Annotated in this window: 17 protein-coding genes and 1 pseudogene; 16 read left to right on the top strand and 2 right to left on the bottom strand. The window is 44.3% G+C overall.

The features are described from left to right. From QVE43_RS02860 to QVE43_RS02810, 11 genes and pseudogenes are all read left to right on the top strand, one after another. Complete coding sequence (locus QVE43_RS02860) at nucleotides 1-912, top strand: FkbM family methyltransferase (protein ID WP_288004193.1); 912 nt, start codon at nucleotides 1-3, stop codon at nucleotides 910-912. Nucleotides 913-914: 2 nt separating this feature from the next. Continuing rightward, complete coding sequence (locus QVE43_RS02855; protein ID WP_288004192.1) at nucleotides 915-1,661, top strand: FkbM family methyltransferase; 747 nt, start codon at nucleotides 915-917, stop codon at nucleotides 1,659-1,661. 100 nt (nucleotides 1,662-1,761) lie between these two features. After that, a pseudogene (locus tag QVE43_RS02850) lies at nucleotides 1,762-2,559 on the top strand (glycosyltransferase); the annotation flags it as partial. A gap of 3 nt (nucleotides 2,560-2,562) precedes the next feature. After that, nucleotides 2,563-3,432, top strand: coding sequence for an alpha-1,2-fucosyltransferase (locus QVE43_RS02845; protein WP_288004191.1), 870 nt, complete (start codon nucleotides 2,563-2,565; stop codon nucleotides 3,430-3,432). Further along, nucleotides 3,417-4,181 carry a bifunctional 2-polyprenyl-6-hydroxyphenol methylase/3-demethylubiquinol 3-O-methyltransferase UbiG gene (locus QVE43_RS02840; RefSeq protein WP_288004190.1) on the top strand — a complete coding sequence of 255 codons (765 nt, stop codon included), beginning with the start codon at nucleotides 3,417-3,419 and terminating at the stop codon, nucleotides 4,179-4,181. Before QVE43_RS02845 ends, QVE43_RS02840 begins: the two co-directional genes overlap by 16 nt. Continuing rightward, on the top strand, nucleotides 4,169-5,206 hold the full coding sequence (locus QVE43_RS02835) for a glycosyltransferase family A protein (protein WP_288004189.1): 1,038 nt from the start codon (nucleotides 4,169-4,171) through the stop codon (nucleotides 5,204-5,206). Before QVE43_RS02840 ends, QVE43_RS02835 begins: the two co-directional genes overlap by 13 nt. A 4-nt stretch (nucleotides 5,207-5,210) precedes the next feature. Then, complete coding sequence (gene asnB / locus QVE43_RS02830) at nucleotides 5,211-7,049, top strand: asparagine synthase (glutamine-hydrolyzing) (protein ID WP_288004188.1); 1,839 nt, start codon at nucleotides 5,211-5,213, stop codon at nucleotides 7,047-7,049. Continuing rightward, nucleotides 7,046-7,972, top strand: a complete 927-nt coding sequence (locus tag QVE43_RS02825; RefSeq protein WP_288004187.1) for a hypothetical protein — start codon at nucleotides 7,046-7,048, stop codon at nucleotides 7,970-7,972. Before asnB ends, QVE43_RS02825 begins: the two co-directional genes overlap by 4 nt. A gap of 48 nt (nucleotides 7,973-8,020) precedes the next feature. Further along, entirely contained in the window at nucleotides 8,021-8,464 is a 444-nt protein-coding gene (locus tag QVE43_RS02820; protein ID WP_288004186.1) for a hypothetical protein, read from the top strand. Next, a complete protein-coding gene (locus tag QVE43_RS02815) occupies nucleotides 8,448-9,575 on the top strand; it encodes a glycosyltransferase (RefSeq protein ID WP_288004185.1) in 1,128 nt (375 codons plus the stop codon). Before QVE43_RS02820 ends, QVE43_RS02815 begins: the two co-directional genes overlap by 17 nt. A 126-nt stretch (nucleotides 9,576-9,701) precedes the next feature. Next, nucleotides 9,702-12,623, top strand: coding sequence for a DEAD/DEAH box helicase (locus QVE43_RS02810; protein ID WP_288004184.1), 2,922 nt, complete (start codon nucleotides 9,702-9,704; stop codon nucleotides 12,621-12,623). Here the strand turns inward: QVE43_RS02810 and QVE43_RS02805 are convergent. Further along, nucleotides 12,616-13,971 carry a hypothetical protein gene (locus tag QVE43_RS02805; RefSeq protein ID WP_288004183.1) on the bottom strand — a complete coding sequence of 452 codons (1,356 nt, stop codon included), beginning with the start codon at nucleotides 13,969-13,971 and terminating at the stop codon, nucleotides 12,616-12,618. The genes QVE43_RS02810 and QVE43_RS02805 overlap by 8 nt on opposite strands. Nucleotides 13,972-14,062: 91 nt before the next feature. Next, on the bottom strand, nucleotides 14,063-14,764 hold the full coding sequence (gene aat / locus QVE43_RS02800; RefSeq protein ID WP_288004182.1) for a leucyl/phenylalanyl-tRNA--protein transferase: 702 nt from the start codon (nucleotides 14,762-14,764) through the stop codon (nucleotides 14,063-14,065). An 89-nt stretch (nucleotides 14,765-14,853) separates the two neighbouring features. On the opposite strand from aat, the gene QVE43_RS02795 reads away from it, so the two are divergent. From QVE43_RS02795 to QVE43_RS02775, 5 genes are all read left to right on the top strand, one after another. After that, nucleotides 14,854-16,983 (top strand): OmpA family protein, encoded by a 2,130-nt coding sequence (locus QVE43_RS02795; protein WP_288004181.1) that lies wholly within the window; start codon nucleotides 14,854-14,856, stop codon nucleotides 16,981-16,983. 56 nt (nucleotides 16,984-17,039) lie between these two features. Beyond that, on the top strand, nucleotides 17,040-19,241 hold the full coding sequence (locus QVE43_RS02790) for a reprolysin-like metallopeptidase (RefSeq protein WP_288004180.1): 2,202 nt from the start codon (nucleotides 17,040-17,042) through the stop codon (nucleotides 19,239-19,241). A 15-nt stretch (nucleotides 19,242-19,256) separates the two neighbouring features. After that, nucleotides 19,257-19,760, top strand: a complete 504-nt coding sequence (locus QVE43_RS02785) for a hypothetical protein (protein ID WP_288004179.1) — start codon at nucleotides 19,257-19,259, stop codon at nucleotides 19,758-19,760. After that, a complete protein-coding gene (locus QVE43_RS02780) occupies nucleotides 19,757-21,190 on the top strand; it encodes an MATE family efflux transporter (protein ID WP_288004178.1) in 1,434 nt (477 codons plus the stop codon). The genes QVE43_RS02785 and QVE43_RS02780 overlap by 4 nt, the downstream gene beginning before the upstream one ends. Before the next feature lie 140 nt (nucleotides 21,191-21,330). Then, the gene (locus QVE43_RS02775; RefSeq protein ID WP_288004177.1) at nucleotides 21,331-23,001 is read left to right on the top strand and encodes an amidohydrolase; all 1,671 of its coding nucleotides are present in this window, start codon (nucleotides 21,331-21,333) and stop codon (nucleotides 22,999-23,001) included. The last annotated feature ends 6 nt before the right edge of the window (nucleotides 23,002-23,007 follow it).

The raw sequence follows: 23,007 nt of genomic DNA, 5'->3' as shown, positions 1-23,007 counted from the left end.
ATGGGCATAATAAAGAAATTATGGCATAATAGCTTTATATACAAAAAAATTGAGGCGTTTGTAGAAGCTAAGGCGGCTAAAATAGCCCGGAAAATGGCCGCTAGTGAAATATGGACGGCTTGTAGTGATAAGCCTAATATGCGTTTAAAGAAAAATATAGGCGATGGCATCTTTATGTACTGCTATGTAGACAGCATAGTTGCTGAGCTTATATTTAAAGAGCTTTTTGAGCAAGATGAACTGCTATTTTTGAAAAGATTTTTAAGACATCAAGATACTTTTATCGATGTAGGTGCAAACATAGGTTTGTTTTCCTTATTGGCTTCTAAGTATGTAGGTGAGAGCGGTAGGGTAATAGCTTTTGAGCCGGCATCTACTGCATACCGGCGTTTGCAGGAAAACATAGAGCTCAATAACCTAAAAAATATACAAGCACACCAAATGGCTCTTTCCAGTAGGGATGGGCAGGCGGAATTAAAAGTAGCGTCAGAAGGCTATGATGCTTGGAATTCTTTGGCAAAACCATCTTCAGGCAAGGTTGTGGGCTCAGAAATAGTACCGACGCTTACGCTAGATAGTTTTTTACAAAAAGAAGGTGTTGGGAGTATTTCTCTGATAAAAATAGATGTGGAGGGTTGGGAAATACCTGTTCTGAGGGGAGCAAAAGAGTTATTAAACTTAGCAAATGCGCCTACATTAATAGTAGAGTTTACTGAAGAAAATGCTCAAAATGCCGGGTTTTCGTGTAAAGAACTCTATCAATTATTGGTAGACTATGGTTATAAGTTGTTTACCTACAATGCAACCAAGAATTGCTTAGTTCCAGAAAATCTTCGAGCATACTACCCTTATGTAAATATTATTGCCACCAAGCAGCCGAAGTTTGTGGAACGAAGATTAAGAAACAAGTAGTTATGATAAAAGAAGTTATTAAAAAAATATTTCTTTCACTGGGTTACGAAATACGTAAACAGAATTCCTGTAAAGAAATGGATGCCTTTGGTTATCAAAAGATGTTGATGGAGAAGTTCAAAGGCGTCAACCAAGTACATACTATTTTTGATGTAGGGGCCTATGATGGGCAAACGGCTTTACTTTATGCTTCTTTATTTCCTAAGGCGCGAGTATATGCTTTTGAGCCTTTTTCTGACAGTTTTCAAAAAGCCGCTGAGCTTGCCAAGCAAGAAGCACGTATAGAACCATACCAACTGGCGGTGTCTTCATCTAATGGTAAAGGAATGCTGAATGTGAATAAATTTGAAGCGACCAACTCTCTACTTGTCTCTAATAAAATTGGCAATAATATAGATGAGCTTACACATACCATAAGAACAGAAGAAGTAAAGACCACTACCTTAGATGCTTTTTGTAAAAATAAGGATATATCTTTTATTGATATTCTCAAAATGGATATTCAAGGTGGTGAATTGGAAGCACTTAAAGGGGCAGAGGAACTTCTGAAAAGACAAAAAATAGGTCTTCTTTATACAGAGGTGGAGTTTGTACCTATCTATAAGGGCCAGCCCTTATTCAGTGATATAGAATTATACTTAAGGCAGTTTGACTATCAGCTTTACCGTATCATGAATATGTATTCTGATGAAACAGGACAGCTTTTGTGGGCAGATGCTATTTTCTTGAGTAATGTCTGTCAGAAATAAACAAAGCATGGGAGTATGAGCTTATCCAAAGTCCCTGTCATCACGCCTTTCTTCAATACATCGAAGACCCATAGAGGTATGTCTGTAAAGCGTTGCCAAGCAAAACTACCCCTACCTTGAGCACTGGATTATAGACGGGCTTTCGACCGACAACACTATAAAGATTGTATCGGAATATGCCCATAAGTACCCACATGTTAAGTACGTATCTGAAAAAGACCGGGGCATTTATGATGCAATGAATAAAGGTATAGATTTGGCAAAAGGTGGCTTCCTACTGTTCTTGGGAGCCGATGATAGATTAGTGGAAGGGGTACTCAATAAAGTTGTAAAAATGTGTAACTGGTACGACTTTGATTTAATCTATGGTAAAGTGCAATACCCTGATGGAAGTACTATCGGGCAACCTTATAACGCTGAGGTACTGAGTTTGAAGCCTTCTTTACCACAATTTGTGCATCATCAGGGGGCTTTTATAAGTAAAAAGGCTTTTGATTTATTAGGTAAATATGATACAAGGTACTCCATTAATGCTGATATAGTTTTTTTTGTAAAGTTACTTGGATACCCCAATAGCAGAAAATTTTTTTTAAATGAAGTGATCTCTTACTACTCCACCGAAGGGATTAGCTCCCAAAATATGGACGAGGGTTTGATATTCGAGTTTCCCGGTATGCTCTATAAGTATTTAGGAGTAAAAGTAGATGAGCATAGTTATTTTGAGTCTTTTAATGGTTATCTGTTCTATCAGATAGGTTATAAAAATCCTTTTAAGGGATTGTTAAATATTATTAAAGTAATGTATCGTACAGGCAAATACAGGTACTATTTGACAAATACATTGTATTGGATGAAGTTCAGACTAATAAATTCTTTTTTTAAAAGAACGAAGTGTTAAACTATGATTCTTGTCAGGTTAAAGGGCGGTTTAGGCAATCAGATGTTTCAGTATGCTTTTGCGAAATCTTTGCAGCTATTACACCGGCAGAAAGTGTTTTTAGATATTTCTGAACTGAATAATGGTTATAAACGATACGAGCTGCATCATTTTAATACTACCATTCCCATTGCAACGGAAAATGTAATCACTTATTTAAACAATTATCAGCGTAAACCAATAGTAAAAATAAAGAACAAACTACTGCCTTATTATTTAAGAAGTTATGTGCTGGAGCCTTTTTATCATTTCGATAAAAACTTGCTTAAAATAAAACAAACTGCCATTGTAGAAGGGTATTTCCAGTCGGAAAAATACTTTAAATTCAAACCGGTAGAAGAGACCATTAGAAGCGAATTTACATTGAAACAGCAGCTTTCGGATAAAAGCCAAGACTTGCTTCGGCAAATTATCCAAACGCCAAACGCGATTGGTGTGCATATCCGGCGGGGTGATTACGTAGGCAATCCGCTGCATCCTGTTCAGGAGGTGAGCTATTTTGACAAAGCTATTTCAAAGCTCAAACTACACCTTTCAAACTTTCACTTTTTTATCTTCTCGAATGACATAGACTGGTGTAAGGCAAATTGGAAGTTTCCTTACCCAACTACCTTTGTAGAAAATGTGGGTGAAGCCAACGCAGTGGAAGATTTCAGCCTTATGATGCATTGTAAGCATAATATTATCGCAAACAGCTCTTTTAGCTGGTGGGCTGCTTGGCTCAATCCTAACCCCAATAAAATAGTAATTGCACCCAAGCAGTGGGTAACCAGCAATTCTATATTTTATCGAAACCTAAACGATATCATACCGGAGCAATGGATCAAAATTTGAATATAAAAGTGCAAAAGAAGCTATCCTTTACTTATGACGCTTGCGTGTATAATACACAATCGGCAGAAGTGATTTTACCGATTGTTTTTCAAGAGATAAAGCCGAAAAGCGTATTAGATGTAGGTTGTGGCAATGGCAGTTGGTTAAAAGTGTGTGAAAAGCTTGGTGTTGAAAATTATTTGGGACTCGACGGGGAGCACCTTTCGCCCAATGACTTACTCATCCCTTATGAGAAATTTAAAGAGCAGGATTTACGACAACCATTTGATTTACAAAATAAGTATGATCTTGTACTTTGTTTAGAAGTCGCTGAGCATCTACCTGAACAGGCTGCCGATGGGTTGGTACAAAGCTTAACAACTCATGGTGACATCATTCTCTTTTCGGCAGCTATTCCTTATCAAGGGGGCTTTATGCATATCAATGAACAATACCCAAGCTATTGGCAAAAGAAATTTGAATCATATGGCTTTTACTTCTATGATTTGGTTCGCCCACAAATATGGACCAACCCTAAGGTACAACTCTGGTACCGGCAAAACATATTTGTTGTTGCTCATAAAGACAGCTTCATTGCTAAAAAATACCGTGCGAGTAGCGACTTTATAGATTTTGTGCATCCGGAGCTTTATGAAAAAAAAGCGTATCAAGCTTTAAGAGCTGAATTGATAGAAAAAGGCGAGTTGGGAATAACATTGGCATTAAAAGTCCTGAAAAACTCTATCTTGAAAAAGATATGGAAGAAATAAGTGCAGTACATCCCTTGGTGTCGGTAGTTATGCCTGTTTATAATGCAGAAAAATTTCTTGCAGAAGCAATAGAGAGCATTCTGAATCAAACATTTACCGACTTTGAATTTTTAATTTTTAATGATGGCTCTACCGATAACTCATTAAAAATCATTCAACAATATCAGCGGAAAGATTCACGGATTAAATTGGTTTATAGTGGAGAAAACAAGGGATATGTTTTTCATCTGAATGAAGGAATACGCTTAGCCAAGGGGAAATACATTGCACGAATGGATGCTGACGATATAGCCCTTCCGGAAAGATTAGAAAAACAAGTAGAATTTCTTGAAAAAAATGAAGATTATGTTTTATGTGGTAGTAGAATAAAATGCTTTGGAAAATCGGAACATGTGGTAGACTTGCCCATAGAAAATAACGAAATACATCTGAAAATGCTTTATATTAATCCATTAGCACATCCCAGTGTGATGATTAGAAAATCTGTATTGATAGATAAAAAGTTGTTTTATTATGATGGGGTTATGCCCGCCGAGGATTATGATTTGTGGGTTAGGTTAGCCCAATTTGGAAAGTTCTATAATTTTAGAGAATGCCTGTTATTATATCGGATACACAATAAAAATATTAGTTATCAGAAATACAAAGAAGAGCAAATAGCGAGTTTAGTAAAAACAGAGCAACGATACATTGAATATTTCTTTAATAAATTACAATTGAATAAAAGAGAGATAACCTTACTACATCTTATGTTTCGCCATAGAGATACCTTAGATATTCAAAAAGCAAGAGATTTAGTTGAACTAATCAAAAAAATAGAATCTCAGGATGTCTCTCATAAATATGTAAGTAACCAAGAAATAAAAAAGCTTTTAAGAAAGAAGTTTTTCTACCTTTGTACAACATCAACTCACTTGGGGTGGAAACTGTGGTATCTCTATATTAAAAGTGGTTTGACAATAACTTCCGTAAGTCTGAATTTCAAATTTCTAATAAAAGCTCTATTAAAATACAAAAAAAACTAATGTTATGTGTGGTATTTTGGGTACTTTGCCAAGTACAGAGTCATTTTTTTTTGAGCAAGCACTAAATCAGTTAGCACATAGAGGGCCTGATGGATTTGGGATATGGAGTGAAGAGGGTGTGGTTTCTTTAGGACATAGACGTTTATCTATCCTAGATTTATCGGAAAATGGTCGGCAGCCCATGGAATACAATGATAGATGGGTAATCACTTTTAACGGAGAAATTTACAACTTTATTGAAATTAGAAATGAGTTAAAACTGAAAGGCTATAAGTTTATATCTGATACTGACACTGAAGTCATCTTAGCCGCATATCAGGAGTGGGGGCCTCTTTGCCTTCAGAAATTTAATGGGATGTGGGCATTTGCTATTTGGGATAAACACCTCAAAAGGCTCTTTTTGTCAAGAGATCGCTTTGGAATAAAACCTCTATTTTACGCTTTTACTGAAGATAAATTTATTTTTGCTTCCGAGATGAAAGCTATTTTTCCTTTTTTAAAAGAGAGGAAATTGAGCTCAAAGTTTCAATGGTGCTTAGAAAATATTTATGAATATGAACATTCGCCATATTGTCTTATTGAAGGCATAAAACGTTTCCCAGCAGGGCACTATGGTTTTGTGGATACAGATGCGAAAAAAGTAAATGTAACGTCTTACTGGAACACTTTAGATAATCTTGAAATTTTACCTGAAAAGTATGAAAAACAAGTAGATAGATTCAGAGAATTATTCTTTGATGCTTGCAAAATCAGGATGCGAGCAGATGTAAAAATAGGAACAGCTTTGAGTGGAGGCTTAGATTCAAGTTCTGTTACCGCAGCTTTGTGCCAAATAGGAAATAAAAATGAGAGAACAGCCCAGGATTGGCAAAACGCTTTTGTAGCAACTTTCCCAAACACAGATTTAGATGAAACTCATTATGCTAAAATATTGACAGAAAAATTAGGTATAAGGGCTTTTTTTCAAGAAATAAATCCAGAAAAAGGAATTGCTAATTTAGAAAATTATCTTTGGTTATTTGAAGAAATATATTTTACTTCACCTATTCCAATGATAGAACTCTATAAAGCTATTAAAAATCATGGAATAACAGTAAGTCTTGATGGACACGGAGCTGATGAATTACTTTCAGGGTACGGAAATAGCTTGTTTAATATAGCAAAAGAAAAGCCTTTTGACTGCAGATTAATAAAAGAAGTCATAAAAACATATAAAGAAATTAGAAATATTCAAGATAATAAAACTTTAAAATATCTAATTGATGGCTACGAGGGTAGAAAAAATATAATAAAACATTATGCAAAAGAAATAATAGGGCTCAATACCAAAGAAAATCTTAAAAAGCAAAAAATGGGGTTGTTTAATCAATACTTGTATGAGATTTTTCATAAAACCATATTGCCAACATTATTAAGAAATTACGATAGATACTCAATGGCGGCAAGTGTTGAAGTAAGGATGCCCTTTATGGATTACAGATTGGTAACTTACTGTTTTTCTTTGCCTTGGCAGAGTAAGTATAGAAACGGCTTTACAAAAGCAATATTAAGGGATGCAATGAGCGCTTATATGCCGCCAGAAATTACTTGGAGAAAAGTAAAAACTGGTTTTGGAACACCTTTCACGGAATGGATTAGAGGTCCGTGGAAATCTTATTTTTTAGACATAATTCATTCAAGCAATTTTTTAAACTCTTCTTTGATAGATAGCAAAGCTGTAAAAAATAAGATAGAAAGCTTGATATCAACCCCAACACCTACATTTGCTATGGGACAAGAGGCTTGGAAGGCTATTATGCCATTTTTTTGGGAAAACGCAGTTTTAAAACGAATAATAAAATGACCATTAGAAAAGCCGTTATAAAAGTGGGCTTTTGCGTAGCCTACGACTGGCATTTACTTGCTCACTCTTTGCCTCGTGTATATCCGCATTCTGATATGATATGTTTAGCCCTGGATAAAAACCGCAGGTCTTGGGCGGGGCAAAAATATGCCTTTGACGACAAAGCTTTTTATCGCTTCGTAGAAGAGATTGACACCGAAAAAAAAATTATCCTCTATGAAGATGACTTTGCTTTGCCTCATCTTAATTCACGGCAAAACTGCAATAGGCATCGTACGCTTATAGCAGAAAAAATGGGAAAAGGAGGCTGGCATATTCAAGTAGATGCCGATGAATATTTCTTAGATTTTGCCGGCTTTGTCGAGTACTTAAAAAAACTGAATCCTGCCCCCACCGGCAATGAAAAACCATTGAACGTATCTTGTCCCTTTATACCTCTTATTAAAAAGACCCAAAAAGGTTATTTGTTTGTTCAATTCGGCGACCGGCTCCCCGAAATGATACCTATGGCTACCAATGTGCCTGACTATCAGAGGGCAAGGCAAAATGGGCATTTCAATCACTATACGCCTTTCTACGTAATTCATGAAACTTGGTCAAGAGGGGAAGAAGAGCTGCTGTACAAAATAAATAACTGGGGGCATGCATCCGAAGAGTTGGAAGCTAAGGAAAGACGATTGAGCTATTTTGCTCTTTGGAAAGCACTTGATGAATACAATTATATGTATCTACATAATTTTCATCCTGCCAAAGCAGAAATTTGGCCCAAACTGGGGTATTGTGAGGCTCAAAACATAGAGGAGCTTATAGAGCGAATACCGACCCCTAAGTTTCCCTTGTCAAAGTTTCAGTTATTTTTAAAAAACAATCGTAACGTAGCCAGAATCAAGCATTTGTGGAATAAACTATTACGAAAGTCATGAAATGGATACAAAGCATAAAACAAAAAATACACGAGTGGAACGCCGCACGTGAGCTTAAGCGAATATGCCCCCTTATTGGCGCGTGAGTCTGAAGGTTTAGATGCCGAACAGTTGGTTGACTTGATTTATGGCGCCAGATGGAAGAGGTTTTTTTGGATAAAACAAGTGAAATCTGAAATTTTGGCTCTCTGCAAACTGGTAGAGCAACGTAAGCCTCGTTTTGTATTAGAAATTGGCACAGCAAACGGTGGTTCGCTTTTTCTTTTTTCTAAGCTGGCACATCCCGAAGCAACCATCATCTCCATAGATCTGCCCGGTGGAGCGTTTGGTGGAGGTTATCCTGCTTACAAAGAGGCTTTTTACCGGTCTTTTGCAGGCAAAAAACAAAAAATGATTTTATTTAGAGCGGACTCTCACGACCCGGAAACATTGCAACAAGCTCAAAGAGGTTTTAAATGGCAATCAGTTAGATTTTTTGTTTATAGATGGTGATCATAGCTATGAAGGAGTAAAAACAGATTTTGAGCAGTATGCTCCATTGGTAAGCAAAGGTGGAATAATAGCTTTTCATGACATAGCCAAACACCCGGAAACGTGGAATGTAGCGGTCTGTAACTATTGGGAGGAAATTAAAACCGCTTATGAATCATCAAGAGTTTATAGAAAATCAAGAGCAAGGCTGGGCCGGCATTGGAGTATTGGTAAAATAGAAATCATGCTCTCCATCATTATCGTCAATTACAACACCTTTGACCTCACTTGCAAGTGCATAGAGAGTGTATTGAAATACACCGCCCTGCATGACTATGAAATTATTCTTGTGGACAACGACTCCTCCGAGTGCCCGCCGCAGCTGTTTAAAGAGCGCTTCCCCCACATACAACTCATTGTCAGCCCTCTGAACGTAGGCTTTGCCAAAGGCAATAACTTGGGCATTGCGCACGCCCGTGGTGATTATATACTACTGCTCAATAGCGATATAGAGCTCATAGAAGATGCCATTACCCCTTTGCTTCACTACATGCAGCAGAACCCGGCAGTGGGCGTGGTGTCGCCCATGTTGGTATATCCTGACGGGCGGATTCAACAAGTAGCGGGGCGCTTTCCCGGCTTGCGTTACGAGCTCACAGAGCTGTTGCGCCTGCACAAGCTTATGGGACCGCAATCCCTGTTGGGATGGCATTTCGACCACCTAAGCCTCGTGGATGCCGACTGGGTATGGGGGGCTTTCTTTTTGATGCGCAGAGAGGTACTCGACATATTCCCCAACAAACAACTGCCCGATGACTTTTTTATGTATTTTGAAGACGTGCAGTGGTGCTATCACATCAAAAAAGCAGGATTCAGAATTGTTTATAATCCGGTAGCAAGGGCAGTACATCATGTGTCGGCAAGTAGTGGGGCATCTGCCATCGCAGAAGAAAAGCTGCATGCAAGTTTGAAGAATGAGTATATCTTCTGGACAAAAGAAAAAGGTGCCTGTTATGCACGCCTGCTGATGGGACTGCGTGCACTGAAATACCTGAGCCTGCGAAAACCGGCGTTTCGTAAAATAGCGCTTGTCTATGCAAAGGTTTTTTTGAAAGGGCTGCCTGCTGTTTAGTTGTCCGGTTTTTTTGAAATATTACATATCGCCCCGCCTCAAAGCAGCTGTTAAGCTATCTTAAATAGATTGTTTTCTGTATATTATTGCTCTATTTTGCTTTGTTTGTTCTAAGCACATCACTCTATGAAGGTAGCTACTACACAACCTTTCCGCATTGTTTACTCTCTTTTTGCGCATGAGTACTTGGGATACCTCCTGGAATCCTTTGCTATACAACTCAACTCCAAAGGCGAGCTCACGCTTCGGTACCAAAACATATCTGCCAAAAATATCCATGAATTTGCCAAAGAAGCCTCAGAAGTAGATTACGAGCTGACCCGCCTCATGGATAGCATACAGCCGGAGCAGATTGTGCGTAAGTTTTACAATAAAAAAATTTCGCAGGCTGACTTCTTTTTGAAGATATACCATCCTGAAAAAGGCGATAAAATATTACAAGAAAGCATTGCACGCTACATAGAAGAACGCCGGGCTAAAATCCTTGCCCTGCTGCGTGATCATGACCGCCCGCTCTATATCATGGGCAACGACGGCAATCCGGCATGGCAACAGGTCGAAATAATGAAAGAGGCTGCCACCGTGCTTTTTCATTTCCGCAGGCACGAACACGAAACCCATTACTTCCCGACCATCAAGCATGCCGGGCAAAAAGTGCATTTTCATAAAAAAGAAAGTATTCTCATATGCCATCAGCCGGCATGGCTTTTAATAGAAAATAAACTATACCATTTTGCCGATGAGGTGGAAGGGCAGAAGCTAAGCCCGTTTTTAAAACGCCCATTTATTGCCATCAAAAGAGAGCTGGAAGAGACCTATTATCGAAAGTTTGTTGCCCCCCTTATTGCACGTTATCAAGTCTTTGCCAAGGGCTTCGATATTATCAAAGAAAAACCCGCGCCGCGCCCCCTTTTATGGTTTAGCAGCCTGGCAGCGCAGCAAAAGCTGGTGCCGGCAGGTGAAGACGCCGCCGTGGAGCAAAGCGGACAGATACTTTTTCAACTGCAATTCGACTACGGCAGGCATCGTTGTGCGCCCCACGACGAAGGCGCGGCGCTTGTTTCCGTGGAGCACGACAACGACCACTATACTTTCTACAAAACCATTCGCTCTTTGTTCAAAGAACAAGCCATCATTCAAAGTCTGAAAGAGAAAGGCTTAATCCTTAAAAAAGGAAGGGCTGTTTGGGATGCGGGCGCTGCCCTCGCCTGGATAGATACCCACCGGGAAGCCTTGACGGCAGAAGGCTTTGTATTGGAGCAGAAAGTGGGCGAGGGAAAGGCCTATTTCGTTGGAAAACCCTCTATTTCCATTGCTATAGAGGAAGTGCACGATTGGTTCGATATCAAGGCGAAGGTGTTCTTTGGTGAATACGAAATCCCATTTCTCAAACTACGGGAATACATCCTCAGTGGCAAGCGTGAGTTTCTGTTACCCAATGGACAAATAGCCGTCATCCCCGAAGAGTGGTTTGAGCGCTATTATGACCTCTTCCATTATGCACAACCCAACGGGCAAACAGCTACTTTACGCCCTCATCATGTGCAACTGGTAGAGCATCTGCATAAGCACCGCTTGGCAGAAGTGCGGCTGTCGGAGCGTTTGCAGCGGCTTCGTTCTTTTGAAAAAATAGAGGACTACCCCTTGCCCGAGGGCTTCCGCGGCGAGCTGCGCCCTTATCAGAAGGCCGGTTATAATTGGTTGCGTTTCTTGAACGAATATCAGTTGGGCGGCTGTTTGGCAGACCATATGGGCTTGGGCAAGACCATACAGACGTTGGCTCTGTTGCAAGCCGAGAAAGAAAAGGGCGCCTCCACACCTTCGTTAGTCGTGGTGCCCACTTCATTGGTTTACAACTGGCAGCTGGAAGCCGAGAAATTTACTCCCGGTTTGAAGATTTTTGTTTACACAGGTACTTACAGAAACAAAGACATCAGCCAATTCCAAGGTTACGACATAGTGCTTACCTCTTATGGAATTGTGCGTTTGGATATCGACCTTTTGAAAGACTTTCCTTTTCATTATGTTATCTTGGATGAAGCACAGGCTATTAAAAACCCTTCATCCAACATATCAAAAGCAGTCAACAGGCTAAAATCCAAGCACAGGCTTATCTTAACCGGCACGCCCATAGAAAACTCCACGCTCGACCTCTGGTCTCAAATGAATTTTGTGAATCCCGGTCTGCTGGGCAGCCAGGCTTATTTCAAGCGGCATTTCCTTTACCCCATTGAAAGAGATGGCGACGAAGCCAAAAAAGAAAAGCTCTATTATTTGATTAAGCCGTTTGTATTGCGGCGAAACAAAGCACAGGTAGCCAAAGACCTGCCCGAGAAAATAGAGCAGACCATTTACTGCGATATGAGCGAGCTGCAGGCAAAGGTATATGAAGAAGAAAAATCGAAATACAGAAACGAAATACTGCAGCGTCTTGAAAAAGACGGCTTAGGAAAAACGCAGTTTCTGCTTTTGCAAGGGCTGACCCGGCTACGCCAAATAGCCAACCATCCGCGTTTGGCTTTCCCCGATTATGAGGGCAATTCCGGCAAACTGGAAGAAGTGCTCGACAAGCTGGCCATGATTGTGCAAGAAGGCGCCAAGGTGTTGGTGTTCAGTCAGTTCGTTAGCCATTTGAAGATAGTAAAAGACTACCTCGACTTGGTAGAATGGAACTACGCTTATTTGGATGGCGCTACCAAAGACCGTCAAGCAGAAGTAGAGCGTTTTCAAAATGATGAAAACGTAAAGGTGTTTCTTATCTCTTTGAAAGCCGGCGGCTTGGGACTGAACTTGACAGCAGCCGAATACGTCTTGCTGCTGGACCCCTGGTGGAATCCCGCAGTAGAGGCACAGGCCATAGACAGAGCCCATCGTATCGGTCAGAAAAACACCGTTATTACTTACCGCTTTATCTCTAAAAATACCGTAGAAGAAAAGATACTGGCACTTCAACGCTCGAAACGGCAGCTTGCCGAAGAATTGATTACCGTGGAAGAAGGTTTTATGAAGTCGCTCTCTTCCGAAGATATTATGATGTTGCTTAATTGATGCGTTCAAGTGCCATGATACCGGTGGTAGCCGCTGCTTGGGCTTCCCGGTACATATTCCAAAGACGCAGGCGCTCTTGTTCTTCTTCGGCACGGCGCTTCTCTTCTTCTATGCGTGCAAGCTCTGCCTTCGAAGTCAGAGGAACCACTACGTTCAAGCGAACGGTTTCGGTGATTGCGCCTACCTGCAGGCGTACCGTGTTGGGCTGGTAATTCGTTGCTGCACCGGCTACAAAATACCGGCCGGACAGATCGTTCAGCGCCAAGCTGAATTCCCCTTTGGCAGAGGAGCGCCCCCGGGCAAGCACCTTCCCCTCGGCATTGACCACAACCACACTGCCCTCGAGTGGGGCTTGTGTTTTGGCATCTATGATTTTTCCGGCAAGCAGCACGGTTACTTGAGGCTTCAAGGCCGGATTGGCATTTTCTACTTTGGCATAATACAAATCGCCGTCACGTGTAAAATAAGCTTCCGAGCCGTCGGCCGTGATGATAAAACACTCATCATCGGCTGCTGTATTAAAGGGGCTGCCTATGTTGATGACTTCCCCAAAACTGCCATCTTCATGAAGTACCACCTTGAAAATATCAAGTCCGCCAAAGCCGTTGTAACCATCCGAAGCAAAGAATAGAGTCTTTCCGTCGCCGGCCAGAAAAGGGTGGCGGTCATTGCCCGGCGTGCTGATGGGCAATTTGCGCAGATAAGACCACTTGCCATCAGCCCCCCGGCGGCTATAATACAGGTCCATGTTGCCGTAATAAGGACCCGTAGCCACAATGAACAAATTACCGTCGGGCGATATGGTCATGCCGTCGGTGGCTAACTCTTTGCCCATGGCTTCCTGGTCTAAAAAGTACTGAGTGATGCCGCCATTAAGCCCGCGAGGACTGACCCACTTGCCGCCTATGATTTGGGCTTTGTAGTAGGGTCCCTGCCGGAAGTTCCATTGATCCCAGCTTTGAAAATAAACACTGTTGCCGTCCGGAGTTACTACCGGCTCGTCCTCGCCATTCCATGTGTTGATAGGGGGGGGCAGACAGACAGGATCGCTCCACCGGCCGTTTTCTTTGTAGGCATAATAAATATCGCCATCGTACTCATGGGTTCCATCCGGGCGGTCACGACGTTCCGACCACTCTTTGCCCCCGCGGGTGGACATAAAAAACAAGTAGCGCCCATCCGGGGTAATGCTTGGATTGGTTTCTCTAAAGGGTGAGTTCAGGCGGTAGAGCCGCTCTATGCGCACTTGATACGGGTGTTTGAGTATGCGCACGGGCTTTTGGGCTTGTATGCCGTTAGAAATCAAGCAGAACAGTAAAAGCTGAAATAGGTATGACAGACGTCTCATCGCAACAGCAAAATTGGTATAAAATCTATTATTGATAAAAACTAAGAAAAAAAGATGGTTTCAACAATCAAAGGAGCCGTAATATCGCCGCTTAACTGATTTTTTGGAATAGTTCCCCCCAGTTGCCCGTGATGGAAGGCATCGCCAGGGCTGCTTGCAACTCTTCTATGAACTGCCGGCGTGGAATAAGCTCTGCCCCCAAGCTTTCTAAATACTGCGTATATACTTGACAATCGATAAGGTAAAAGCCTGCGGCTTCCAATGTCCGGCACAATGTGATGAACCCTACTTTAGAAGCATTGCTCACAAGGGAAAACATCGACTCACCAAAGAACACACGCCCCATCGACAAACCATATAAACCGCCTACCAGCTGCCCTGCCTGCCATACTTCCACCGAATGGGCATATCCCAGCCGGTGCATATGGATATACGCCTGCTTCATTTCTTCGGTAATCCAGGTGCCGTGCTGTCCCTTGCGCGGTACTTGCCGGCAGTGGGTGATGACCGAAACGAAGTCTTTATCGTAAGTAACTTCAAAAAATCTTTTTTTCAGTATTTGGCGGCTGCTTTTCGATACCTTCAGCTTGGCAGGATACAATACAAAGCGCGGGTCCGGTGACCACCAAATAATAGGCTCGCCCGGGTTATACCAAGGAAAAATGCCGCTACGATAGGCTAAAAGCAGTCGCTCGTGCGATAAATCACCGCCTATTGCCACAATGCCTTCCTCGCTTGCTTCTTCTACGGGGGGGAAATAAAGAGCTTTGCCCAAAAAATGAATGCCTGCCATCTTCTTTGTCCTGCTTTATTGTTACCTTCTTTTACAAGAAGTGGTTTTTTTCCTTGAAAATACTAAATTCGCTATACAAAGGAAAACATATGATGAAACACTTCATAACCCTGTGTCTGCTGGCTTCGTTTTTGATGACAGCCTGCAGCTCATTAAAAAAAGCCGAAAACCTTTATTTGAAGGGGCAATATCAGCTGGCAATAGAGCAGTTGCAAAAAACCAAAGCAGCAGCCGGTAAAAAAGCCGTTTTGCGCAACTTTTATATGGCGCAATCCTACCGTAAGTCCAACCGCCTGCACGAAGCCTTGCCTTACTATGAAAAAATATATAACAAGCCTATACCGAAGCTTATTGACCCGGACGACCACCCCGACGACGCTATTTTTTATTATGCCCTGGCTTTGAAAAACGCCGGTAAGTACGACCAGGCAAAACGGCAGTTCGAAAGCTATGTGCGCCAAGGCAAAAAGGTGGAGTATGTGAAGCGGGCACAAACAGAAATTGAAAACATAGAGCGCCTGCAGCGACTCATGAAAGAAAAGTCTTATTATGAAGTGGAAAACTGTAGCGGACTGAATTCGCCGGCCGCCGAGTTTTCTGTTTTGCCGCTCTCCGCGCGCGAATTGCTGGTAAGTGCGGCACGCAAGGAAAATATTTACGCTGCCAATGGGCAGCCCTTCACCGGCCTGTACAAAGTGGTGCTTACCGACACCTGCGAAGGCACTTATCAGGTGTTTAGCCCCAACCTGTTTACTGATGGCATCAATGAAGCTACGGCTACTCTTTCGCCCGATGGCAAAACACTTATTTTTGCCCGGGGCAACCCGCAGCAAAAGAAAAATGCCAAAGGGCAAAAAAATGTAAAGCTTTTCATTTCGGAAAAAGTGAACGGAGAATGGACGCCGCCGCGCCTGTTGGAAGGGGTCAGCAGTAACGATGAAGAGCGGTATTACGGAAAACAACTGCCCGGCTCCAAGCCCCAAGCTTATGCATGGGATTCATCGCCCGCCTTTTCGCCCGATGGCGAGCGCCTTTATTTTGCATCTACACGTGAATACGACGACTTTGGTAACCGCAACTTGGGCGGAAGCGACCTGTTTTATGCCATACGCTTGCCCGATGGCAGCTGGGGCAAAGTGCGCCACCTAGGCGACGAAATCAATACGCCGGGCAATGAAATGTTTCCCGTGGTTTCTTCCGACGGTAAGCTTTATTTTGCCTCAGACGGACAGCCCGGCTTCGGGCAACTGGATATATTCGTTGCCACGCGTTCAAAAGGAAAAATTACCATCCGCAATTTGGGCGCGCCTGTCAACTCGCCTTATGACGACTTTGCCATGACTTTCGATTCCGATACCACAGGCTACTTTAGCTCCAACCGCCCGCAGGGCAAAGGCAGCGACGACATCTACCGCTTTATTGACCGCACGCCCAAAACCAAAATCGTGCGTTATTATTTAGCCATCCGCACCTTGGGCATAGAACTGAATGGCACCGAACAACCGTTGCCCAACACGCGCGTACGCCTGCTCGACAAAAACGAACAACTCATTCAAGAACTGTATAGCAACAACCGCGGATGGACCGACCCCCTTCCTGTTCCCGAAAATGCCGAGTTTATAGTGCTGGCAGACTTGCCCGAAGGCAAAAAGCAATACCTGGCCGCACGCGAGTTCTTCACCATGGCGGGGCGAAAAATACCACAAGAGCTGCTCGAAAAGCCGGAGACTGATACCGTTCTGGTGTTTGAAGTGAAGCTGAAAGCCTTTGAGGTAAATAAAACCCGTTTTGTGTACAACATCCTTTACGACTACAACAAATGGAACATACGCCCCGATGCAGCAGCTGTGCTCGACCGTATCGTTACTTTCTTGCGCGACAACCCCAACGTAACCGTAGAGTTGCGCTCACATACCGACTCACGCGGCACTTATGCCGACAATGAAATACTGGCGCAAAACCGTGCACAGGCGGCCGTCGATTACATCGTATCGAAAGGCATAGACCGGGAGCGCCTCAAGCCCAGTGGCTACGGCGAGCGGGAGCCGCGTGTGGTAGATGCCGACTTGGCGGCACGCTATCCTTTCCTGAAAGAAGGCGATGTGTTGAATGATGAGTTTATTTACAGCTTTCCCGATGAAGCCACACGGGAACTACTGCACCAGTTGAATCGCCGCACCGAAATTATTATCACCGGCGTTATCAATACCGGCCGGTAGGCGGTATTATTTTTGAGGGATTAAAATATGGTAATTGAAAAGAAGCAAATAAACTTATGAAAGCAATCGTAAAAATTCTTTTTTGGGCAATGGGGCTCATGAGCAGCGCCGTGTATGCACAGCAAAGCGCCTATTGGCAAGCGGTGCAGGCCAGAGACGTGCAGCTGCCTTCTTCTGCGCAACGCGTGTTGTTCCCCGAAGAGTATGCCCTTTTCAGGCTAAATGCCTCTTTGTTCATGAACGAGATGCAAAAAGCACCCCAAGAAGCAGCACGCACTGCATCCAAAGGGGTTGTGATGGAGCTGCCCTTGCCGGATGGCAGTGTGCAGCGCTTCCGGGTGTATGAGTCGCCGGTAATGGCGCCCGCTTTAGCTGCCAAGTATCCGGCTATTAAAACCTATGTGGCACAAGGTATAGACGACCCCACCGCCACTGCCCGTTTAGGTTGGACACCCACCAAAGGCTTCCATGCCATCATTCGTTCAAAAGAAGGAACCGTTTACATTGACCCTTATGCCAAAGGGCAGAAGGAGTATTACATGAGCTACTTTCGAAGCAAGCTCTTGATTACCAAAAACTTCTTTTGTGAAGTAGATGGTGCCGTGAAAGCTACGCAAGAGTCTGTCTTGGCGCGTGCCGCTCAGCTGGTCGAAGGCAATGAGTTGCGCGTGTACCGGCTGGCACTGGCAGCCACAGGCGAATACACTCAATACCATGGAGGTACCGTGGCGGCAGCACTGGATGCCATGGTGACGACCATCAACCGCGTCAACGAAATTTACGAACAAGATTTGGCCGTGCGATTGGTCTTGATAGACAATACTGATTTGCTTATTTACACCGACCCCACCACAGACCCTTACTCCAACAACGATGGCTATGCCATGTTGAGCGAAAACCAAAGTAATGTGGACGCTGTCATCGGTAGTGCCAATTACGACATCGGGCATGTCTTTAGCACGGGGGGAGGCGGCATTGCAGGCTTGGGCGTTATTTGTTCATCGGGGCAGAAGGCACGCGGCGTAACCGGTAGCACTGCCCCCGAAGGCGACGCCTTTGATGTGGACTATGTGTGCCACGAAATAGGGCATCAGTTCGGGGCAAATCATACATTCAATGCAGAAGTAGGGGCTTGTGCGGGAAATAAAGCGCCTTCGGCTGCCTTTGAGCCATGGAGTGGGTCTACCATCATGGCTTATGCCGGAATTTGCGCCCCCTTCAACCTGCAAAACCATTCCGACCCGTACTTCCATATACATAGCATACAGGAGATTCAGACAACCATTGCAAGCTCTTCTTGTGCCTCTGTTGAAGCCGTCAACAATACAGCGCCTGCTGTGAGTGTAAGCACTGTTTCTTATACCATCCCGCATTCCACGCCTTTCTTTTTGGCAGGCACTGCTACCGACAGCGAAGACGAAGGGCTTACTTACTGCTGGGAAGAATACGACCTCGAGCAGGATGGGCTGCCGCCTTTGTTTCGAAGCTACCTGCCCACAACGAGTGGCATACGTGTGTTTCCCTCTTGGGACCGCATTTTAAGCAACACCAATGAAGAACCGGAACTGCTGCCTTCAACCAACCGCAGCATGAACTTCCGCCTGACCGTACGCGACAACCATGCCGGTGGGGGTGGGGTGAGCTACGAGTCAGCGAGTTTGAATGTAACCACGGCGGCCGGTCCATTTCGTGTGACTTATCCCAACTCTTCTTTTGTAACGTGGTATGAAGGCGATGAAGTTACCATCAATTGGGATGTGGCCAATACCGACCTTTTCCCTGTAAACTGCCAAAGCGTCGATATCTATTTGTCGAAGGATGGAGGTGCTACCTTTCCCGCCGCTTTAAAGCTGGCATCGGGCGTGCCCAACACCGGTAGCTATACACTCACCTGCCCGGCTGTCACCACCACGCAAGCCCGCATCATGATAGTGGCTGCCGACAATGTGTTTTTCGACGTCAGTGATAACAACTTTACCATCTTTTCAAATGTGGTAACAGCACCGGACGAGGAATTATCGGAAAAAGTAGCCGTTTATCCGAATCCAAGTCATGGTGTTTATGTTATTAAAGTGCCGGCTGAATTGAAGGACGCACGGGCCTTGGTGTTCAATACCTTAGGCGAGCAAGTAGCAGCCCAAATCATAGGACAAGAGCGCTTGGAGCTCGACCTGCAGTCGCTGCCGGCAGGGGTGTATGTGCTAACTATTCGCACAGAGCGTGCACAAATACAAAAACGCTTGATTAAAGAACGGTAAAATAAAAGTAAAGCCATGGCAAGTTGGATAGAAAAAACGGAGCATTTCTTTCAAAAGGTAAGAGCGCTTTCACCCGAAACCAAGTACGAAATAGGCAATGCCGTTGTGGTTGCCGGGATCTGCAGCATTTTTATGTTCCCCGGCTACCCGGGACTGTGGATGTCGATGCTGATTGTGGGAAGTATCATTAAGAAGCGCTTCCGTTGGGTTAAGAAGAAAGGCTACCGCTTTGGGCACCGGAAGGATAAAAGAAGAGGGCAAACCGTAAAAAAAGGTCCCCTCACCGATGAACAAATTGTGCGTTTTGCTCGTATAAAAGGCGGCGTGATTACCCCGGCAGAGTTGGCTTTGGAGACTTCGTTGAGTGTGGAGGAAGCCGAAGAGCGGCTGATAAAGCTGCATAGTAAAGGGTTCAATGAAATAAAAGTGAGTGACAAAGGCTTTGTTGTATATGATTTCCACTGCGTTTTACCTTCCTTAGATGACAAAATCAATGCAAAAAAACTGGATTCATTTTGAACCGTACCATGTGGCAGGAGCTGTTTGCTGAGCTTCGAAAAATGATTTCTTTAAGCATGCCCATTATCATTGCCCAAATAGGCAGTGTGTTTATGGGCATTATTGATAATATGATGGTTGGTGACTTGGGCGAGGTGCCTTTGGCAGCTGCCGGTGTCGCCAACCCTATTTTCTTTTTGCTTGCCAGCATCGGTATAGGTATTTTTTCTGCTATTTCGCCCTTGGTAGCCAAGCAATACAGTGAAACAGCCGGCAAAAAAGAATGCGGTTACATTCTTTTTGCCGGTATGAAATTGTCTATTAGTGTGGGCTTGGTCATTACGGCCGCTTTGTTGCTGATAGCTGCCAACTTCGATATTTTCCGTCAAAGCAAGGAGGTAGAAATAGAGGCGCGCCCTTATCTGCAGGTAATTGCCACCTCGGCAGTGCCCATGATGTTTTTTCTGGCAGTCAAGCATTTTAGCGATGGGCTCTCTATTGTATGGCCCGCTATGATTATTACTATTGTGGGCTTGGTGGTGAATGTTTTCGGCAACTGGGTGCTGATTTATGGCCATCTGGGCTTTTCGCCTATGGGCTTGTATGGCTCAGGCTTATCCACGCTTATTGCGCGGGTGCTGATGGCTTGTTTGATGATTGTGTATGTTCTTGAGTCGAAGTATTTCCGGGACTATATCCCCAACATATTAAAACCGATTCCTACACGCGTGTGGAGCCGGCGCATCTTGCGCTTGGGACTGCCCAGTGGCATGCAGTATTTCTTTGAACTGGGGGCTTTCACCGGGGCTGCCATCCTTGCAGGTTGGATTGGTGTGACGGCACTGGCAGCTCATAATGTGATTTTTAGTATCGCTACCTTCACTTACATGGTGGCGGCAGGGGTTTCTTTTGCCGGTGCCATACGCGTGGGTATTCAAGCAGGCAAACAGTCTTACCACAAGGTGCGTATTGCCGGCTTTGCCAGCATATTGCTGGTAAGCGTGCTGATGTTGTTCAGTGCTACTTTGCTGGTAGTATTTGCCGAGCCGGTCATTCGCCTCTACACGCATGACTATGAAGTGGTGCTGTTTGCTTCTTCCGTAATTTTTGTTTTCATGTTTTATCAGCTGTTTGACGGCATACAGGCGGTAGGGGTAGGTATTTTGCGGGGGGTTTTTGACGTGAATGTACCTACGTTGATTACCATCTTTGCTTATTGGGTGGTTTGTTTGCCGATTGCCTACTTGTTGGCCAATAAAGTAGATTGGATGACGGTAGCTTCGTGGTGGGGCGAAAGTGTGCCACCGGCCGAAGTGAACAAATACCGTTTGATGGGCCTATGGATTGGCCTTACTACCGGTTTGGGGGTCTCTGCCACCTTGTTGACGGCGCGTTTTTATCTACTTACGCGTGAGGGACACCTGCCGGTGATAGAAAAAAAAGCAGCCTGAGTGCCCGGATGGTAAGCAAGAACAATACCATACACTTTCCTATTGTGTGAAAACTTACATAGCCCTTCGATAGCTCCGGTTGACGGCTATCGAATTTTTTATAAAATTAATGCTTAAACAAACAACCAAGCAACAGGCTTATGAGACAACTTTTACTTGCCGTATCACTGCTTCTACTTTCCCCGCTTATGTGGTCTTGTGAAAAAAAGCATCAAGATACACGCCGCGAAAAGATAGACTTGCTTGTAGTAAATGCCACTATTTACACTGTGGACTCTTCGTTCACCGTAGCCGAAGCCATGGCCATTAAAAATGGCCTGATAGTAGCCACGGGTGAGCGAAAAGAGCTGGAGCAACGCTATGATGCCCAAAATATCTACGATGCGGGGGGGCATTTTGTCTTTCCGGGTTTCTATGATGCCCACTGCCACTTCATAGGTTATGCCCAAACTCTTGCCCAGGCCGACTTGGTGGGGGCTGCTTCGCCGCAAGAAGTCATAGAGCGCTTGAAAGCCTTTCGAAAGCAAAATCCCGACCTGCCTTGGTTGTTGGGAAGAGGCTGGGACCAAAACGACTGGAGCGACAAGTCTTTCCCCGACCGCCGCTTGCTGGATGAAGCCTTTCCCGACATACCAGTATTTCTGACCCGTATCGATGGACATGCCGCTTGGGTAAATACCAAAGCGCTGCAAGAAGCGGCTTTGCTGCAGGCAAGAAAAGTAGAAGGCGGAAGCATACGGTTGCGCCCCGATGGCAGCCCCTCCGGCATCTTGATAGACAATGCCGTGGACTTGGTGGAACGCCACATTCCACCTATGAGCCGGGAAATGCTAAGTAAGCTGCTTTTAAAAGCCCAGCAGAATTGTTTTGCCGTAGGGCTTACCACCTTGAGCGATGCAGGCTTGCCCTTAGAGCATATTCGCTTGCTCGATAGCCTGCAACAAAGCGGAAGCTTGCGCATGCGTCTTTATGTGATGGCAAGTGCCACTCCCGAAAATATAGCATTCTTCCGGAAGAATGGACGCATAAAAACCGATCGTCTCAATGTCCGCAGCTTCAAAATATATGCAGATGGCGCTTTGGGCTCGCGGGGGGCTTTCTTGCTGGCGCCTTACCACGATGCACCCGGCGAGCGGGGCTTTTTACTGCAGAGCGAGGCAGCACTCGACAAGCTGTACAGTCAAATAGCCGGTATGGGCTTTCAAGCCAATACACACTGCATTGGCGATGCCGCCAATCGTACGGTATTGCGCTTATATGCCAAATATTTGAAAGGAAACGAACGCTGGCGCATAGAGCACGCGCAAGTGGTGCAGCCCGAAGACCTGGCTTATTTCCGCAAATATGGCATTATTCCGTCTGTACAGCCTACCCACGCTACTTCCGATATGTATTGGGCAGAGAATCGTTTGGGAAAAGAGCGCTTGGCTTTTGCTTATGCCTATAAAAGCCTGCTTGATGCAGCCGGCTTGTTGGCGCTGGGTACCGACTTCCCCGTAGAGCGCATCAGTCCTTTTCTTACCTTTTATGCGGCATTGAGCCGGAAAGACCTGAACGGTTTCCCGCCCGAAGGCTTTTTGCCGGAACAGGCACTGAGCCGCCGCGATATCCTGAAAGGCATGACCATTTGGGCGGCCTATGCCAATTTTGAAGAAAACGAAAGGGGAAGCCTTGAAGCCGGAAAGCAAGCAGATTTTATTGTGATTGACCGCGATTTGATGAAAGTAGAAGCGGCCGATATTCCGGATGCCAAAGTACTGGCAACTTTCATAGGGGGCGAGCAGGTATATAGCGCCGAAAACGAAAAGTAAGAGGCG

The sequence above is a fragment of the Thermonema sp. genome (assembly GCF_026003375.1).
GTDB classification, from domain to species: domain Bacteria; phylum Bacteroidota; class Bacteroidia; order Cytophagales; family Thermonemataceae; genus Thermonema; species Thermonema rossianum.
Note: the sequence above shows the minus strand (reverse complement) of the source record. Positions and strands in the feature narration are given on the sequence as shown.

Bases quoted from the DNA above. Each gene is read 5' to 3' on its own strand.
- QVE43_RS02860 (WP_288004193.1), top strand. From the start codon at position 1: ATGGGCATAATAAAGAAATTATGGCATAATAGCTTTATATACAAAAAA.
- QVE43_RS02855 (WP_288004192.1), top strand. From the start codon at position 915: ATGATAAAAGAAGTTATTAAAAAAATATTTCTTTCACTGGGTTACGAA.
- QVE43_RS02845 (WP_288004191.1), top strand. From the start codon at position 2,563: ATGATTCTTGTCAGGTTAAAGGGCGGTTTAGGCAATCAGATGTTTCAG.
- QVE43_RS02840 (WP_288004190.1), top strand. From the start codon at position 3,417: ATGGATCAAAATTTGAATATAAAAGTGCAAAAGAAGCTATCCTTTACT.
- QVE43_RS02835 (WP_288004189.1), top strand. From the start codon at position 4,169: ATGGAAGAAATAAGTGCAGTACATCCCTTGGTGTCGGTAGTTATGCCT.
- asnB (WP_288004188.1), top strand. From the start codon at position 5,211: ATGTGTGGTATTTTGGGTACTTTGCCAAGTACAGAGTCATTTTTTTTT.
- QVE43_RS02825 (WP_288004187.1), top strand. From the start codon at position 7,046: ATGACCATTAGAAAAGCCGTTATAAAAGTGGGCTTTTGCGTAGCCTAC.
- QVE43_RS02810 (WP_288004184.1), top strand. From the start codon at position 9,702: ATGAAGGTAGCTACTACACAACCTTTCCGCATTGTTTACTCTCTTTTT.
- QVE43_RS02805 (WP_288004183.1), bottom strand. From the start codon at position 13,971: ATGAGACGTCTGTCATACCTATTTCAGCTTTTACTGTTCTGCTTGATT.
- aat (WP_288004182.1), bottom strand. From the start codon at position 14,764: ATGGCAGGCATTCATTTTTTGGGCAAAGCTCTTTATTTCCCCCCCGTA.
- QVE43_RS02795 (WP_288004181.1), top strand. From the start codon at position 14,854: ATGATGAAACACTTCATAACCCTGTGTCTGCTGGCTTCGTTTTTGATG.
- QVE43_RS02790 (WP_288004180.1), top strand. From the start codon at position 17,040: ATGAAAGCAATCGTAAAAATTCTTTTTTGGGCAATGGGGCTCATGAGC.
- QVE43_RS02785 (WP_288004179.1), top strand. From the start codon at position 19,257: ATGGCAAGTTGGATAGAAAAAACGGAGCATTTCTTTCAAAAGGTAAGA.
- QVE43_RS02775 (WP_288004177.1), top strand. From the start codon at position 21,331: ATGAGACAACTTTTACTTGCCGTATCACTGCTTCTACTTTCCCCGCTT.